Origin of the sequence: Brevibacillus borstelensis (assembly GCF_003710865.1) — a bacterium.
In the GTDB taxonomy this organism is placed as follows: domain Bacteria; phylum Bacillota; class Bacilli; order Brevibacillales; family Brevibacillaceae; genus Brevibacillus; species Brevibacillus borstelensis.
Window position 1 is genome coordinate 60,916 of the sequence record NZ_RHHO01000001.1, and the last position, 15,803, is coordinate 76,718.

A 15,803-nucleotide genomic window follows, 5' to 3' on the forward strand; every position below is an offset into this window, starting at 1 on the left:
AATGGAGAAAACGCGAAAGGTCTTTGGGACACAACCCAGGCGGAATGGAAAAAGGGGAACACGCTTTCCCGACCCAACCAACGCTATTAAACCCCAATCTCCTCCCGGGAAGCCGCTGCCTTTGCCCGTCTCTCCAAAAGCTGAGACAGTAAATAAACGACGAGAAACAGCACCATGCACCCTGCAGACAGGCGGTACATCACTCCATAGCTGGATGCCGAAGCGACGGCTCCCAGCAGCATGGCCCCCAGCGCAATTCCCAAATCAATCGAATTGAGAAAAAGCCCGTTGGCCATCCCGCGCTTTGCCGGAGAGACCTGCTTGATCATCCAGGCCTGAATCGACGGCTGAATAATTCCGTAGCCGAGACCGTAAAATAAGGCGGCTGTCAGCAGCGTCGGGACAGAGGATGCTTGGGAGACCAGCACAAGCCCGATCACGGCCAGCAGGGCTCCGGGAGGAAGAACGGCCCAGTGCCCCTTTTTGTCAAATATTTTCCCTGAGACAGGCCGGATCAATACCATGGCAAATGCGTTGCAAAGAAAAAACCAGCCGACGTTGTCGATATGAACCTCTTTTCCGAACAGCGCCAAAAAGCTGATCAGGCCTCCGTACGTGATGGAGAGCAAAAGATTTAAAAAGGCTGGAAGCAAAATGCCCCGGCCGGAAGCTCCACTGGTACCGCTGCCGGTTGGAAATGGCTGCTTGCTGATCTGGTGCTTGCTACTCGGAATCTGTGGCGTGCCGGTTTGATTCGCCTGCCCCTCTTTGCTTTCACGCATGGCATGGAGCGGTGCCGCCGGCTGTATGATCCGCAGCATAGGGATGATGGCGATTACGAGCACAACAGCCGAAGCGGAAAGGGCGACAAACCCGAATTGTCCCAATATCCAAAGTCCGATCACGGGAGCAATCGACATCGCCAGACTGGACGAGAGGCCAAAGTACCCCATGCCTTCCCCCATCCGTTTGGGCGGGATGACATTGGACGCAAGAGTAGGAAAGGTCGTGCTCGTCATCCCGAATCCGACGCCGAATACAATGCGCATGACCAGCAGAAAGGCGATTGTCCCTGCCCAAACGTAACCGGCTGTCGCAAGAATAACGATAGACAGTCCGAGCAGCAAAATCGTTTTGCTGTTTTTCGGTTGCAAGACCTTGCCTGTAAAAATCCGGGCGACCACAGCCGCAAAGGCAAACAGGCTAATCACCAGGCTCACCGTGAAATCACTCGCGCCGAATTGTTCCTTTACATACGCCGGGAATGATGGCGTCATCATTTGCAAATTCAAAAACAACAGCAGGTTGCAAAGCGTCAGGAGGACAAACTTGCCCGTCCATAGCTTTTCATTTGTCTCTGGTTTCTCTTCCACCTATTCCACTCCTACTCCATGATGACTTGGTTGACATTGTTTTGAATGGTCAAAAGAGTGTCCTTCAACAGCTCAAGCCGTTCCGGGTCTATGCCTGCAAGCATTTCATCAATCGCTTGTTTCTCCAGAGGTATAGCCTGCTCGACAAACGATTTTCCTTTTTCGGTCAGATAGATTAAAAAAGCGCGCCGATCAGCAGGACTCACCTTTTTCTCGATCAATTCCTTCCGCAAAAGAACATCGAGTATCCGGGCAGTCGTCGGTTGATCCTTGGCTGTGCGGATGGCGATCTCCTTCTGGTTGATGCCGTCCTGCTCGCACAGCCTGAGCAACACAGCCAGCTGTTCCGGTGTAATATCCAGCTCCTTGAGGCGGATGGTGACAAGATGGCTCACCCGCCGATAAGTGATACCGAGAAGAAATCCGATTGATTGATAGTGAGGCGTAGAAACCATGAGGGACAGCTCCTATCCAAAATGATTGTCATAACAATTATATGTATAACATATTTTCTTGTAAACCAAAATTAACAAAAGGAGATACGCCTGTTATTGGCGGTATCTCCCTTTGTTTTTGCGCGTGTTGTAAAAAAAGTATCCCATCGCCGCCACGCAGGCTATGATGATGGCGATGACAAACACATTGTGGGAAAACCATTCGTACAGGGGAGGGCCGACAATCGTCATAAAGCAGTCCTCCTCTTATGAATAGGTAGGGTACAGATGCTCGTCCCGACTGTACCGTTCCGAAGGTTTTTTCTCCAGATCGCTGTCTTCGTCTTCCATGAACTGATCGGCTGTCGGATAGGTGACGTGTTCTCGCAGGGCTGCTTCCAGTTGTTTATCCTCCTGGGACAGCTCCCTTGTGGCAGTGGCTGCCCCTTTCTCAGGCGACATCCCGGCTGCCATCGCTTGAGACATCTCGGAGGTCATGGCCGCATTCTCGCCTTGCTTGCCGCCTCCCTTTGACCCCGTCATTTGCCGCATGGCTGCGCGGACGCCGGCTTCGGTCATTTTTCCGACAATCTTGTTCATTCCCTTTTTGGTAACTGTATCGGTATTCATCGCATACAGCATCGGACAAAATCGGGTCGCACCCTCCGCTACCTTCATGGCCGACATGGTCATGAGCAGCCAGGGGGTACGATAGGGGCGACGGCTCATTTTGCCGACCCCGTATGCAAGTCCAACAAGTCCGGCAGTGATGCGAATCATGGCATCTACAGTTCCGACGTTCCTTCGCATGTGGATTCCTCCTGTCCAACTTGTATCTACCGGTTAGTGTGTGCGGGTCTTGGGAAAACAGCCAAGGAAAATGTTTCTAAGATGGCGAAGCTTTAAGGTAACAAGAAGGGCATCAGAAGAAATGACTGAAATCGTTTTTAAAGGGAAACAGGAGGGATATTCATGCGAGTTCGTTCGATAGATGAGGCTGCTCATCGAAAGCTTCTGCGGGTGGCAAGAAGGGAAGAGCCGGCAGATATGTGGATCAGGGGAGCAAAAGTATTGCATGTCTATACAAAGGAATGGCGGGAGGTCCACATAGCCGTTTCCGGCGAGAGGATTGCGTATGTCGGGGAAAAAGAGCCGGTGACTTGCGAGGGGACGACGATTGTGGAGGCCGATGGCAAGTGCGCTGTTCCCGGATACATTGAACCTCATGCGCATCCCTTTCAATGGTACAATCCGTTCACGATGGCGGATTTTGCTTTGGCGCGCGGGACGACGACGTTGATATCGGACTCTTTGATGCTTATGACGCTGCCTTTTGCGCAAGTGGCTGACATCATGGAAAAACTGGCGGAGCATCCCGTAAAGCAATTTTTCTGGGCAAGGCTTGATCCCCAGATGAGACGCACAATGGCATCGCCGCCGTTCGACAGAGAAGGCATCGACCGGATGCTGGAGCACCCCCGTGTCATTCAGGGCGGAGAGTTGACCGACTGGCAAGGCGTATTGGCCGAGGATGAAACCTTGCTGTACGGCATCAAGCGAGCACTGGATGTGGGCAAGCGAATGGAGGGGCATCACCCCGGCGCCTCTGTGCAAACGCTGAATGCGGCAGCGGCTCTGGGCATCACTGCCTGCCATGAAAGCATTACGGCCGAGGATGTGCTGGAGCGGCTGCGAGTGGGGATGTACGCGACCCTCCGCCATTCATCGATTCGCCCCGACCTGCCGACTTTGGTGCAAGGGTTGCTGGAAGCAGGGATTCCCTGGTCATCCCGGATGATGCTGACCTCAGACGGCAGCACGCCGCCGATGTACCGCCATGGCCTGATGGATTATACGATCCGCGTGGCGATTGAAGCAGGCATGCCGCCAGTCGAAGCGTATGCGATGGCCTCGCTCAATCCGGCCGTCTACTACGGGATCGACAGCGAAGTGGGCGGCATAGCTCCCGGACGGCTGGCCGATATTCTGCTTCTGACGCAACCCGGGGAGCCGACGCCGGAAGCGGTCATCGCAAACGGACAGCTCTCGGGGAAAGATGGAAAGCTGCTCGTCCCGACGGTCCAGCCAGTATGGACAGACTACGATTTTCCGTCCGTCTCCCGGGAAATGAAGGAAATGCAGGTGAAAACAGAATGGTTCCGCATGAAGGACAAAGGAGTGCCGGTCCCTGTCATTTGCATGCTGAACGCAGTCATCACCAAAATGGAGCAAGCGAGCTTGCCCGTGGATACGCAGGGATATGTTTCGCTGGAAAACGACCCGGAGCTCGCGCTGCTCTGTCTGATTAACCCTGTGCAAAAACGTTTGACCCGGGCAGTCGTCAGGGGATATGGCAGGGATCTAAAGGGGCTGGCCAGCACCTATACGGCATCGAGCGATTGGCTGGTGATAGGACGTTGTGCCCAGTCTATGGCGCAGGCGCTGCAGAGGGTCATGGAAATGGACGGCGGGGTAGCCATGTACGAAAAAGGAAAGGCAGTCTTGGAATGCCCGCTTCCGCTGGGAGGCAAGTTCTCCCCCGCACCGATGGAGGAAGTGATTGACATGGCTGAGAGGTTTACGGGATTGATCCGGGAAAAAGGCCACGAGCATCTGGACCCGCTCTATTCCCTGCTGTTCTTTACGGCTACTCATCTGCCGTATGTGCGGATAACAGCAGAAGGAATCGTGGAGGTAAAGTCGGGGAAGATCCTCGTTCCTTCTGAGTTCTTGTAATGGAAAATACTTACATTCTTTAATGTGACATAGCATTGATATATTCTTTCCTCGCTTGCTTTTTACGATTATGTATTGGAATTATATGTAGCGTAAAAAAATAATTTTTTCTCTTGTAAATTTTCTAATTTCTTTTAAAATGAAAAAGAATCAAGCTGCGTCAATGATATAGGCTGATTGATCCGGTGTTTACATAGGTTCAAACTGGCAGATCAGACAGCTTGATTGATGATGAAGAAAACATAAAGAGAAATAAAAGGGGGATTCAATTGGCATGAAGGGAGATACCGGTAATTCCAGGTAGCGAGCTTACTGAATCTTTTGATATGATAGTGGTAGCTGATTTTTCAGTCAAATCACACTATTTTGCGGATAGAAGCAGGCCATTCGTAATAGGCGAAAAGAAAGGCGACTGTTGCGCAAATGGACAAGATTCGCTTTCGGACTGTATTGGTTCATAGGGCGCGAGGAAACAGCATCATAGACGCATCTGACGAGCCTCATTCAGCAAAAGGGGCGGCACATTCCGTGCGGTCCCTCTTTATTGGCGTTGTCGCATGCAAAAAATTGAAATTCACCACAAGTTTACGAAGGAATGAGGGATGGGAAGCATGCTGCTCAACATTTTGCCTCAGGTGTTGGTTGACGGGTTGACACTGGGATTCATGTACGCCGTCGTCGCTCTCGGCTACACCATGGTTTACGGTATTCTGGAATTTATCAACTTTGCCCACGGGGAAATTTTCATGGTGGGTGCCTTCGTAGGGACAGAGGTTTTGTTGATCTCCGACTCCTTGGGCGCTCTTGAAGGAATGAACCCGTACGTGGCTTTCTTCCTGACGCTCGTCATCGCGATGGCGCTGACAGGGGGACTCGGTGTGCTCATAGAACGGGTCGCTTACAGGCCGCTTCGGGGTGCGCCGCGTCTGGTTCCTCTGATTTCGGCGATTGGCGTTTCCTTTTTGCTGCAAGACCTGGTTCGCTTTACCGAGGCGATTGCCCGCAACGAATTTTATCTGAATACTCCCGCACTTTTCTCGGGCAGCATTTCTCTCGGGATCGCTTCGATTCCGACAAAAGGCTTTATCGTTATCGTTCTTGCCATTGTCATGATGATTGCTTTGACGCTGTTCATCAACAAGACGAAGTGGGGCATCGCAATGCGGGCGGTCGCGCAGGATCAGTCGACGGCATCGCTGATGACAATCAACGTGGACAAAGTCATCATGCTTACCTTCCTGATCGGTTCGAGCCTTGGCGGAGCAACGGGTGTTCTGTTTTCGCAAAACTACGGTACGATTGACCCATACATCGGCTTTATCCTCGGCCTGAAAGCCTTTACCGCTGCGGTTCTCGGGGGTATCGGAAACCTCCGCGGAGCGATGGTGGGCGGCGTGCTGCTGGGCCTTCTGGAATCACTGTCCGGCGCGTATATGGGACCGTTGACCAACGGAGCCTTCGGTGCCGAATACAAGGATGTATTTGCGTTCAGTATTTTAATTCTCGTGCTTCTGTTCAAGCCGGAAGGTCTGTTTGGCGAAGCAGTGAAAGAGAAAGTGTAGGTGAGAATCATGGCAAACATCGGATGGAAGTCGATGAAAGGAATCCCGCTGGTCGTTACACTGATCTGGATCGCTGTCTCTGCAGCAGCCCTGCACTTCATGGAAAAGTCCGTCATCGCGTTTCTGGGAATTTTGTTCTCGATTATTCTGATCTACTATACAAACACGGACAAGCGGGTTCGCCTGATCCTGGGTGCCGCCGTTTTGCTTCTGATCATTCCGCTGGTGGCGGGGGACAACCGCTACTATATGGAAGTGGCTTCGCAGGTGGGCATCTATGTGGCGATGGCGCTCGGCCTCAACATCGTAGTCGGTTTTGCCGGTCTGCTTGATTTGGGTTATGTCGCCTTTTTTGCAGCGGGTGCTTACGCGTATGCAATTTTCTCCACCTCTCAGGCAAACGAGTTTATTCCTGGCGGATTGTTTCCGTTGTCAGGAGACTGGTTCTGGCCATTTCTCATCGTCGGCCTGATCGTGGCGGCTATATTCGGGATTTTGCTCGGTTTGCCGGTACTGCGGGTAAAAGGCGATTACCTCGCCATCGTTACACTGGGCTTTGGTGAAATTATTCGGATTATTTTTAACAACCTGGATAAGCCGATCAATATTACGAACGGTCCCCAAGGGATTACGCCGATTCCGTCTCCGGAGCTGTTCGGGGTCAAGATGGGGACGCCGTTTTACTTCTACTTTATCGTCCTGTTCGTGATCATTTTCATCGTTATCGCCAACATCCGCTTTGAGCACTCCCGTCTGGGCCGCGCGTGGGTGGCGGTGCGGGAGGACGAGCTGGCCGCGCAGTCGATGGGTATTTCCCTGTTGAACACCAAGCTGGCTGCGTTTGCGACAGGCGCCTCTTTTGCCGGTGTCGTGGGAGTCATCTTTGCTGCCAAACAGACGTTTATCGATCCGACGTCCTTTACCCTGATGGAGTCGATCGGGATTCTCGTGATGGTCATTCTCGGGGGCAGCGGCAGCATCCCTGGGGTTATTCTCGGGGCCGCCTTTGTCACAGTGCTTCAGGTACAGCTCTTGAAAGAGTTCTCCAACTTCCTGCATTCGCTGCAGCAATCGGGAGTCATCAATCTGCCCAACCAGCTTGACCCGTCCAAATTCCAGCGTTTGATTTTCGGGATTATGCTGATCCTGGTGGCGCTTTACAGGCCAAACGGGTTGATCCCGGCCAGGCGCAAGAAGAACGATCTGGAGGCCATCAAAGGAAGCAAATACGCTGGAGGCAAGCTTGGCATCTTGAGCAAGCTTACCCAGGGGAAACAGTCGTAGCGAAGAAGGAGGGAGCACGATGGCATTATTGGAAGCCAATGGGTTGACCAAGCGTTTCGGCGGTCTGGTTGCCAATCAGGATGTGACCGTAAAAATCGAACAAGGAACGATTACCGCCGTCATTGGCCCTAACGGTGCGGGCAAGACGACCTTCTTCAATATGGTGACGGGTTTTTACGAGCCGGACGAGGGAGATGTTTTGCTGAACGGGAAAAGCATCAAGGGGCTGCGCCCCGATCAAATCGCGGAGCGCGGGATTACGCGGACCTTTCAAAATATTCGCCTGTTCAAGGAGATGACAGCCCTGGAGAACGTCATGGTGGGCACGCACAGCCGCCTGTCGGCAGGGATCCTGGGCATTATGTTCAATACAAAACGCGTTCGCGAGGAAGAAGAGCGGGCCAAGGTTGAAGCCTACCAGCTGATGGAATACGTCGGCATTGCCCATGTGGCGAACGAAGCGGCAGGCAGCCTGCCGTACGGACTGCAGCGCCGTCTGGAGATCGCCCGGGCGCTTGCGACCAATCCGCAAATCATTTTGCTCGACGAGCCGGCAGCCGGGATGAACCCGCGCGAGACGGTAGAAATGACTGAATTTATCCGCAAGCTGAAGCATGAGCTGGGCTTGACGATTATTTTGATCGAGCACGATATGAAGCTCGTCATGGGATTGAGCGAGTATATTCACGTCCTGGACTACGGACGCAAGATTGCCGAGGGTACGCCGGAACAGATTCGAAACAATCCGAACGTCATCGAGGCTTACCTGGGCAAAAGCGCGACGGAAGTGTCGTAAGAGGGGGAGGAGAAACAATGCCGTTGCTTGAATTGCAAAACGTTCACACCTATTACGGCGGTATCCACGCGTTGAAAGGATTAAGTATTGAAGTAAACGAGGGGGAGGTCGTGACGCTGATCGGCTCCAATGGCGCCGGGAAGTCGACCACCCTGAAAACGATCTGCGGACAGACCCGTGCCCGGGAAGGCCGGATCGTGTTTGACGGCAAGGACATTACGCAGATGAGGACGCACGATGTCGCAGCGATGGGGATCGCCCATGTGCCGGAGGGACGGCGGATTTTTCCCAAGCTGACGGTTCGGGAAAACCTGGAGATGGGTGCATTTTCCGTAAAGGACAAACAGATCATTGAAGAAGGCATCGAGCGTGCATTTCGCTATTTTCCCCGTTTGAAGGAACGGATCGATCAAAAGGGCGGAACGATGTCCGGCGGTGAGCAGCAGATGCTCGCGATTGCTCGCGGTCTGATGATGAAGCCGAAAATCCTGATGCTGGATGAACCGTCTATGGGTCTTGCCCCGATTCTGGTGGAACAAATTTTTGACATCGTGACAGAGCTGAACCGCGAAGGCATGACGATCCTGTTGGTTGAGCAAAACGCCAACCAGGCCCTTTCTGTAGCGAATCGCGGCTACGTCATTCAGACAGGCGAAATCATTCTGCAGGATGAAGCGCAAAATCTGCTGACCAATCCTCAGGTGCGGGAAGCGTATCTTGCTTGATGGAAACGAAGAAAACCCGATGGAGTGTATGGACTTCCGTCGGGTCTTGTTTTTTCTAAAGGGAGTCGCTTCCGGCATACTGACCGACGGCTTTTGGAGGAAAACGAATGTGCAACAAGAATGCGCTCTCCCCATATCTTTATGTTTTTGCTACTATCATCATAAGAAGTAGCTGACCTTCTACGAATGGTCAGATTCCAAAATAGAAAGCGGGTCAGCCTGGAGGTTATTGATGGAGATTCACCCGAATTGGACGAAGGCCGGATCAGGAAAGCTCTACCTGCAGCTCTACGCATACTTTCGCGAGGAAATCCAGACTAGACGGATATTGCCGGGAACCCGGCTGCCCTCGGTTCGATCGATCAGCCGCAATCTTCAACTGAGCAAAACAACGGTAGAAACGGCCTACCATCAGTTGCTGGCGGAAGGATACATCGAGAGCAGGGAAAGAAGCGGTTTTTACGTGGTGGAGTGGGAAGAGGACGAGGTAGCCGTTCCATCCGGGAAGCACGGAGGAAAAGCGGCCGCGAACGGCGCTATGAACGAGATTGGGAATACGGCCGGACAAGCAGCCGAAGCGGAGCCAGCAGGAGTCGGATATAGAGTTGGGGCTGAGGATACAGCCGGAGCCGGATATACGGCTGGAGTCGGGCATACAGCCGGGGCCAAGCATGCGGCTGCACATACGTTACCTGGTACAGGCACGACTCCACTTCCCGAAAAAGCGATCGCCAAAAGTGATACGGCCGGTCTGCCAGCGGGGAAGAACCCGAATATTCTCTACGACTTTCATCAGGCCCGGGTCGATGCCGAGCATTTTCCGTACGGATTGTGGCGCAAGTACAGCAATCAGTGCATGCGGCCGGAAAACAGGAATATTCTCAATTACGGGGACCGCCAAGGGGAGCGCGCCTTGCGGGAGGAGATTGCCCGTTATTTGCAGCGGGCCCGCGGGGTTGCTTGCACGCCAGATCAGATTGTCATCGGGGCAGGAACGCAGGTGCTGATCCAGGTGCTTTGCTTTTTGCTCACCCTGGAGGAACGCGTGGTCGCAATGGAGGAGCCGGGATACGACGGGGTGCGGACTGTTTTCCAGCATCTCGGATATAAAATAGCCCCGATTCCATTGGACGAAGACGGCATCGATGTAGAGGTGCTGGAGGCAAGCGGAGCGCCGCTGATTTACATCACGCCCTCCCATCAGGAGCCTACCGGAGCCGTTATGCCTTACGCAAGGCGAATCAGACTGCTGCAGTGGGCGGCCAGATCGGGCGCGTACATCATTGAGGACGATTACGACGGAGAATTTCGCTATCAGACGAAACCGATTCCCTCGCTTCAGGGACTGGACACGCATGAACGAGTCATTTATCTCGGCACGTTTTCCAAATCACTGTTGCCGTCGATTCGCATGAGCTATATGGTTTTGCCCCCGGCGCTGCTGCAGATCTACGGAAGTCAGCTGTATGAATACGATCAAACCGCATCCCGCATCCATCAGGAGACGCTGGCTCTCTTCATGAAAAGCGGGGAATGGGAGCGGCATATACGCAAAATGCGGACTTTATACAGCAAAAAACATGAGGCCATGCTCAAAAGCTTGCATACGTATTTCGGGGAGCGGATTCATGTGACCGGACAGAATGCCGGATTATCCGTGACGGTGGAAGCAGTATCAGACCTCTCGGCAGAGGAGCTGGCGCAGCACGCGTTATCAGTGGGAATCCGCGTCTATCCTACGACCCGAAAATGGCTGCATCAGCCAAAGGACAGCTTGCCTGCCTTTCAATTTGGCTTTGGCGGCATGTCCGCCGAAGCTATCGAGCAGGGGATATGCCTGCTTGAAGAAGTGTGGAAGCCGTATTTGACCAGCCATGAAAGAGATTGACGCACTTACGCTGATTGAGTCTGCCCGGTATCCCGGACGAAGGTGACAAATGAGCTACTCGTACTCATGGACGATTCCGTACTTGTGGACGATTCGGTACGAAGCCGAGATCCATCCGACCCGAACCCGATCGGCATACAGGTACAGGAACAAGCAGAAGCGCCTTTGCACAGTAATTGACAGAATGTACAGACAATAATAGAGTGGGTGTGTCAGGAGGGTGGACTGCTTGCATTCATCGAAAAATTTGTTCGTACAAGGGATGAAACAAATCCTGCCCGTTGCGTCTGCCGGCATCATTGACGGGTTGGTATTCGGGATCTTGGCCAGACAAGCAGGGCTCGGAATTACGGAGGCCATGCTTTTGTCGTTGCTTGTAAATGCGGGCTCGTCCCAGTTTGCGGCAGTAGGCCTGATCTCGCAGGGAATTGTAGGGTGGCCGATTTTGGTCTCAACCGCGCTACTAAATGCAAGGCATCTGTTATACGGTTTGTCTCTCGGTCCCTATTTTCGCGAAACCCCTCCGTGGAAGCTTTCCTTGATGGCAGGTTCATTAAATGACGAGACCTATGCCTTGAAAATTACGTACCTGACAGCGGGAAACAAGCCGAGCCTTCCGTATTTCGCCGGAGCGAGCATCGCGGATTACGTCATCTGGAATGCCAGTACCCTTGCTGGTGCCTGGTTCGGGACAGTATTTACAGAGACCGAGGCGTTTGGTCTCGACTTTGCCTTTATCGCGACGTTTTTAGGGTTTCTTGCCGTTAACTTGATCTCATCCTTTCACGTGAAGGTAGCTGTATCCGCTTCATTGGTGGCTTGTCTGGCTTACTGGCTGGGAGGAGGGGTGGCTGCGGTGATCGCGGGTACGCTGACGGCTGTAGCTATAGGGGCGGTGAAGCGGGATGGATAACGTCATTCTGTATATTTTGTTGATGGCTCTCGTTACGTATTTGACACGTTTCCCGATGCTGCTGATCAGTACCCGCTGGTCTGTACCCGATTGGTTGAAAAGAGGGCTCGCGATGGTGCCGGTCGGGGTGTTCAGCTCGCTGACGGTACCGCCGATCCTGTTTCATCTGAGAGACGGGCAGTGGAGTCCCGAGTATCTGGCAGCCGGAGTCATTGCCTTGGCGGTGGGATTGTGGAGGAAACACATCGTCTGGGCGCTGCTCGCGGGAGTAGCGGTGCTGATTGGCTGGCGGCTTTTTTTGGGATTGTAGAGGGAAAGTAGCATAAGCAGGTGTTGCAGAGGAAAAACCTTTGCGATTCCTGCTTTTTTCGTTGCCTTTTGCAAAAGGGGATCGTTTCCAGCCTGAATGTTGAGAATAATGATTGAAATCGGCAAAGTCATTCAATATAATAAATTTATAAAAAGGTACAATGGTTCGATTATCGGTACAGTGTGCGAAGGGGGTATGAAGTCGTTGTCTCTGAAAACGTTGGAAAAATCTTTGGAACTGCTCAGATGCTTTTCTGAGGAAAAACCAGCCTGGGGAGTCAGGGAAATCGCAAAAGAGCTCGACATGAGCCATACGATTGTCCACCGCATTTTGGCGACCTTTGAACAGTTTGGCTACCTGAGGCAAAATCCGGAGAACAAGAAGTACGAGCTGGGACTGGAGTTTTTGCAGATCGCCCAGAAAGTCAAGGCACGCATTCAGCCCGGGGATGTTTTGGTTCCGGTTATGAAAGGGCTTTCAGAACAGACGGGGGAATCCGTCTTCCTGAGCTGGCTGGATGGCCTCGAAGGGGTCTATGTAGAAATCGTGGAAAGCTCTCATGTTTTGAAGTATTCCGTAACCGTGGGCAGAAGATTTCCGCTGTACGCCGGTTCGATTGGCCGGGTTATGATGGCGCATCTCCCCGAAGACAAGCAGGAAGAGATTATCTCCAGAGGATTAAATCCGCTTACATCCAGGACGATCGTAAATCCCGAAGTCTTGCGGCAACAGTTGCAGATGATTCGCAAAAACGGCTGGGCCTATTCGGCAGGGGAGTACAACGAAGGGGTTGCGGGGCTGCATATGCCTCTGTTTGACAAAAATGGCAAAATCCTCGGCTCCCTGGGAATCGCCGGCCCGGATCACCGGCTGGCTGAAGAAAAAGTGCCCGAGTTATTGGACCATCTGATGAAAGCACGAGACGAGATTCAACAACTGCTGAATGATTACTCTTTCCGTTACTTGTAAGCAGCTGCATCAACCCAGATAAAAATGGTTCCGTACAACACTTAATCAATTTTGGGGGTAAAAAATATGGAAAAGCAGCCGGAAAACAAAAAGCATCCAAGAGCTCTGGAACCGTTTACGCTTCTCCTTACCATCGGTTTGTCCGTAATCGGGGCCATTATCGGCATGCAGCTGATCGTGACACTCGGCATATCAGCGAACACGGCCATTATCGGGGCACTGATCGCCATGGTCATCTCTCGCATCCCGGTAACTCTCTTTCGCAAATACCGCTCTGTCCATCGACAAAACCTGATCCAGACGGCGATCTCCTCGGCGACTTTCGGGGCCGGGAACAGCCTGATGATTCCGATCGGCATCCCGTTTATGATGGGCCATCACGAGCTGATCATCCCGATGCTGATCGGCGCGGTCCTGGCGATGTTTGTAGACGCCGCCATTTTGTATCGCCTCTTTGACTCCAAAGTATTTCCCGCCAGCGGAGCATGGCCTCCGGGCATTGCCACGGCTGAATCGATCAAAGCAGGCGATCAGGGAGGCAAGCGCGCTGGCTGGCTCGGGCTGGGCGCCCTCGGGGGAATCGCCGGTTCGGCAATGGGCATCCCGATGTCAGCGTTTGGCGTAGCCTTCATCGGAAACATCTGGGCTCTGCTCATGTTTGGGGTCGGTCTTCTGCTTCGCGGCTACTCCGTTCCGCTGTTCGGCGTAGACGTAAACAAACTCTACATTCCCCACGGCTTTATGATTGGTGCCGGTGTTGTAGCACTGATTCAAGTAACGACGATCATTTTAAAGAAAAAGAAAACAGACGCAGCTTCTGCAATGGAAAAAGAAGAGCCGTATACGCGTACAGAGAAAGATACCTCGCGAGCGCTCGGATTTGGATTTATCGCTTATCTGGTGATCGCCCTCATCATCGCGATCATCGGCGGCGTGATTACAAAAATGTCCTTTGGCATGCTTCTTTTGTTTCTCTTGTTTGCCGCCTTTGCCGCATTTGTCCATGAAGTCATCGTCGGCATTGCCGCCATGCACTCCGGCTGGTTTCCGGCTTTCGCAGTCGCGCTGATCACCTTGATCATCGGGATTTTGATCGGCTTCCCGCCGCTTGCTTTGGGCCTTCTGGTCGGCTTTAGCGCCGCTACGGGTCCGGCATTTGCCGACATGGGCTACGACCTGAAGACAGGCTACATTCTTCGCGGCAACGGAGAGGATATGGCGTATGAGCTGGATGGACGCAAACAGCAATTTATCGCCGGGATGATCGCATTTGGCGTAGCGGCGATCGCTGTACTGATCGCATACAAAGGCTACTTTGCCCAAAACCTTGTGCCGCCGGTCGACAAGGTATATGCGGCGACGATTGAGGCAGGCGTCTCCGGCGACATTGCCCGTCAATTGTTCCTGTGGGCGATTCCTGGCGCGATCCTGCAAATCGTCGGCGGTTCCAAGCGTCAGATGGGCGTCCTGTTCGCGACCGGATTGCTGCTGCTCAACGTGCCGGCAGGCTGGGCCGTGCTGGCGGGCATCGTCATCCGCGCTGTCGTGCTGAAGGTGAGAGGCAAGCAGGCTGAGACGACCATGAGCATTCTCGCGGCAGGGTTTATCGCCGGAGATGCGCTGTACAGCTTCTTTAGCTCCGTATTTAAACTGAAAAAACTGTAGGCGGGGGCGGCAAGTCCCTGCAACAACGAACAGGAGGATGAGGAAAGATGTTCGATAAAAGACAGCAAGCTCTGGCAGGAAAGATTCGGGAAGCAGGGGTGGACGCAGCCGTACTGGTTCCCGGTCCCAACCTCTACTACTTTACCGGCCTGCAGCTGAAGCAGAGCGAGCGGCTTACACTCGCCATTGTGACGGCGGAGGGAAAATGGCTGTTCGTGACTCCGCAGGTGGAGCTGAGCAAGGTCCAGTCCACGGTAAAAGGAGATATTTTCTGGTACACCGATGAACAAGGCTCCGCCAAGGCGCTGCAGGAGCTGGTCGATGCCAAGGGCAAGCTGGGCAAGGTCGGCGTCGAGTTCGGTACGATGCGGGTTGCCGAGCTGAAAGCGGTAGAGCAACTGGGCAGCACGGACACTCAGGATGTCAGCAAGCTGTTCGATTCCTTCCGCATGTGCAAGGACGAAGCGGAAATCGAGTATTTGCGAAAAGCGGTAGCAATCGTGGAAGAAAGTCTGGAAGCGACACTGCCGTACATCAAGCCTGGGGCAATCGAGCTGGAGATCGCTGCGCGGCTGGAATACGAAATGCGCAAACGCGGCTCCGAGGGCACGCCGTTCGGAACGATTGTCGCCTCCGGCTATCGCGGAGCACTGCCGCACGGACGCGCTGCCTCCAAGAAAATCGAAGCAGGCGAGCTGGTCGTTCTCGATTTCGGCGCCATCTACGGAGGATATGTGGCGGACATTACACGCACGGTCGCCGTAGGCTCGATCTCGGATGAACTGAAGCTGATCTACGAGACGGTCCGGGAAGCGCAGCAGGCTGCCATTGACATCATCAAGCCGGGCATTACCGCTCACGAGGTAGACGACAAGGCGCGGAGCATTATCAAGAGCAAGGGCTTCGGCACCTACTTTACTCACCGTACCGGACACGGAATCGGGCTGGGAGCGCATGAAGCGCCGTACATGATGCAGAACAACCAGCTCGTGCTTGAGCCGGGCATGGCGTTTACGGTCGAACCGGGAATCTATTTGCCCGACAAAGGCGGCGTGCGGATCGAAGACAACATCATCGTCACCAAGGACGGTTATCTCAATCTCATGACCTCCACCAAGGAACTGATCACACTGTAAACGCCCAATAAA

The 15,803-nt window shown here is 53.3% G+C and carries 15 protein-coding genes; 11 read left to right on the forward strand and 4 right to left on the reverse strand.

Annotated features, from left to right (window positions below; all coding sequences use genetic code 11):
- Positions 1–86: 86 nt before the first annotated feature.
- The 4 genes from EDM54_RS00325 to EDM54_RS00335 all read right to left on the reverse strand — a co-directional run bounded on the left by EDM54_RS00325 (position 87) and on the right by EDM54_RS00335 (position 2,617).
- The gene (locus EDM54_RS00325) at positions 87–1,373 is read right to left on the reverse strand and encodes an MFS transporter (protein WP_122957569.1); all 1,287 of its coding nucleotides are present in this window, start codon (positions 1,371–1,373) and stop codon (positions 87–89) included.
- Positions 1,374–1,384: 11 nt separating this feature from the next.
- Positions 1,385–1,828 (reverse strand): MarR family winged helix-turn-helix transcriptional regulator, encoded by a 444-nt coding sequence (locus EDM54_RS00330; RefSeq protein ID WP_003389443.1) that lies wholly within the window; start codon positions 1,826–1,828, stop codon positions 1,385–1,387.
- 93 nt (positions 1,829–1,921) lie between these two features.
- Entirely contained in the window at positions 1,922–2,059 is a 138-nt protein-coding gene (locus EDM54_RS26285; protein WP_003389442.1) for an EYxxD motif small membrane protein, read from the reverse strand.
- A 15-nt stretch (positions 2,060–2,074) separates the two neighbouring features.
- Positions 2,075–2,617 (reverse strand): YgaP family membrane protein, encoded by a 543-nt coding sequence (locus EDM54_RS00335; protein ID WP_081924285.1) that lies wholly within the window; start codon positions 2,615–2,617, stop codon positions 2,075–2,077.
- A gap of 162 nt (positions 2,618–2,779) precedes the next feature.
- Between EDM54_RS00335 and EDM54_RS00340 the strand changes: the two genes are divergently transcribed.
- The 11 genes from EDM54_RS00340 (at position 2,780) to EDM54_RS00390 (ending at position 15,791) form a co-directional block, all read left to right on the forward strand.
- Entirely contained in the window at positions 2,780–4,543 is a 1,764-nt protein-coding gene (locus tag EDM54_RS00340) for an adenine deaminase C-terminal domain-containing protein (RefSeq protein ID WP_122957570.1), read from the forward strand.
- Positions 4,544–5,154: 611 nt separating this feature from the next.
- Entirely contained in the window at positions 5,155–6,105 is a 951-nt protein-coding gene (locus EDM54_RS00345) for a branched-chain amino acid ABC transporter permease (RefSeq protein WP_024983545.1), read from the forward strand.
- 9 nt (positions 6,106–6,114) lie between these two features.
- Positions 6,115–7,389 carry a branched-chain amino acid ABC transporter permease gene (locus tag EDM54_RS00350; protein WP_024983546.1) on the forward strand — a complete coding sequence of 425 codons (1,275 nt, stop codon included), beginning with the start codon at positions 6,115–6,117 and terminating at the stop codon, positions 7,387–7,389.
- Positions 7,390–7,408: 19 nt separating this feature from the next.
- Positions 7,409–8,185: an ABC transporter ATP-binding protein gene (locus tag EDM54_RS00355; protein WP_003389436.1), complete on the forward strand. Its 777-nt coding sequence runs from the start codon at positions 7,409–7,411 to the stop codon at positions 8,183–8,185.
- Positions 8,186–8,202: 17 nt separating this feature from the next.
- The gene (locus EDM54_RS00360; RefSeq protein WP_024983547.1) at positions 8,203–8,910 is read left to right on the forward strand and encodes an ABC transporter ATP-binding protein; all 708 of its coding nucleotides are present in this window, start codon (positions 8,203–8,205) and stop codon (positions 8,908–8,910) included.
- A 232-nt stretch (positions 8,911–9,142) separates the two neighbouring features.
- Entirely contained in the window at positions 9,143–10,798 is a 1,656-nt protein-coding gene (pdxR, locus tag EDM54_RS00365; RefSeq protein ID WP_122957571.1) for a MocR-like pyridoxine biosynthesis transcription factor PdxR, read from the forward strand.
- A gap of 229 nt (positions 10,799–11,027) precedes the next feature.
- Positions 11,028–11,711: an AzlC family ABC transporter permease gene (locus tag EDM54_RS00370; RefSeq protein WP_122957572.1), complete on the forward strand. Its 684-nt coding sequence runs from the start codon at positions 11,028–11,030 to the stop codon at positions 11,709–11,711.
- Positions 11,704–12,021, forward strand: coding sequence for a branched-chain amino acid transport AzlD family protein (locus EDM54_RS00375; protein ID WP_122957573.1), 318 nt, complete (start codon positions 11,704–11,706; stop codon positions 12,019–12,021). Before EDM54_RS00370 ends, EDM54_RS00375 begins: the two co-directional genes overlap by 8 nt.
- Before the next feature lie 195 nt (positions 12,022–12,216).
- Complete coding sequence (locus EDM54_RS00380) at positions 12,217–12,990, forward strand: IclR family transcriptional regulator (RefSeq protein WP_227277834.1); 774 nt, start codon at positions 12,217–12,219, stop codon at positions 12,988–12,990.
- Between the two features lie 66 nt (positions 12,991–13,056).
- Entirely contained in the window at positions 13,057–14,655 is a 1,599-nt protein-coding gene (locus tag EDM54_RS00385) for an OPT/YSL family transporter (protein ID WP_122957574.1), read from the forward strand.
- Positions 14,656–14,702: 47 nt separating this feature from the next.
- Positions 14,703–15,791, forward strand: a complete 1,089-nt coding sequence (locus EDM54_RS00390) for a M24 family metallopeptidase (protein ID WP_122957575.1) — start codon at positions 14,703–14,705, stop codon at positions 15,789–15,791.
- Positions 15,792–15,803 lie beyond the last annotated feature (12 nt).

Excerpts from the sequence above, each read along its gene's own strand:
- EDM54_RS00375 (WP_122957573.1), top strand. The coding sequence starts at position 11,704 with ATGGATAACGTCATTCTGTATATTTTGTTGATGGCTCTCGTTACGTAT.
- EDM54_RS00390 (WP_122957575.1), top strand. The coding sequence starts at position 14,703 with ATGTTCGATAAAAGACAGCAAGCTCTGGCAGGAAAGATTCGGGAAGCA.
- EDM54_RS00350 (WP_024983546.1), top strand. The coding sequence starts at position 6,115 with ATGGCAAACATCGGATGGAAGTCGATGAAAGGAATCCCGCTGGTCGTT.
- EDM54_RS00380 (WP_227277834.1), top strand. The coding sequence starts at position 12,217 with ATGAAGTCGTTGTCTCTGAAAACGTTGGAAAAATCTTTGGAACTGCTC.
- EDM54_RS00385 (WP_122957574.1), top strand. The coding sequence starts at position 13,057 with ATGGAAAAGCAGCCGGAAAACAAAAAGCATCCAAGAGCTCTGGAACCG.
- EDM54_RS00335 (WP_081924285.1), bottom strand. The coding sequence starts at position 2,617 with ATGCGAAGGAACGTCGGAACTGTAGATGCCATGATTCGCATCACTGCC.
- EDM54_RS00355 (WP_003389436.1), top strand. The coding sequence starts at position 7,409 with ATGGCATTATTGGAAGCCAATGGGTTGACCAAGCGTTTCGGCGGTCTG.
- EDM54_RS26285 (WP_003389442.1), bottom strand. The coding sequence starts at position 2,059 with ATGACGATTGTCGGCCCTCCCCTGTACGAATGGTTTTCCCACAATGTG.
- pdxR (WP_122957571.1), top strand. The coding sequence starts at position 9,143 with ATGGAGATTCACCCGAATTGGACGAAGGCCGGATCAGGAAAGCTCTAC.
- EDM54_RS00345 (WP_024983545.1), top strand. The coding sequence starts at position 5,155 with ATGCTGCTCAACATTTTGCCTCAGGTGTTGGTTGACGGGTTGACACTG.
- EDM54_RS00360 (WP_024983547.1), top strand. The coding sequence starts at position 8,203 with ATGCCGTTGCTTGAATTGCAAAACGTTCACACCTATTACGGCGGTATC.
- EDM54_RS00330 (WP_003389443.1), bottom strand. The coding sequence starts at position 1,828 with ATGGTTTCTACGCCTCACTATCAATCAATCGGATTTCTTCTCGGTATC.
- EDM54_RS00340 (WP_122957570.1), top strand. The coding sequence starts at position 2,780 with ATGCGAGTTCGTTCGATAGATGAGGCTGCTCATCGAAAGCTTCTGCGG.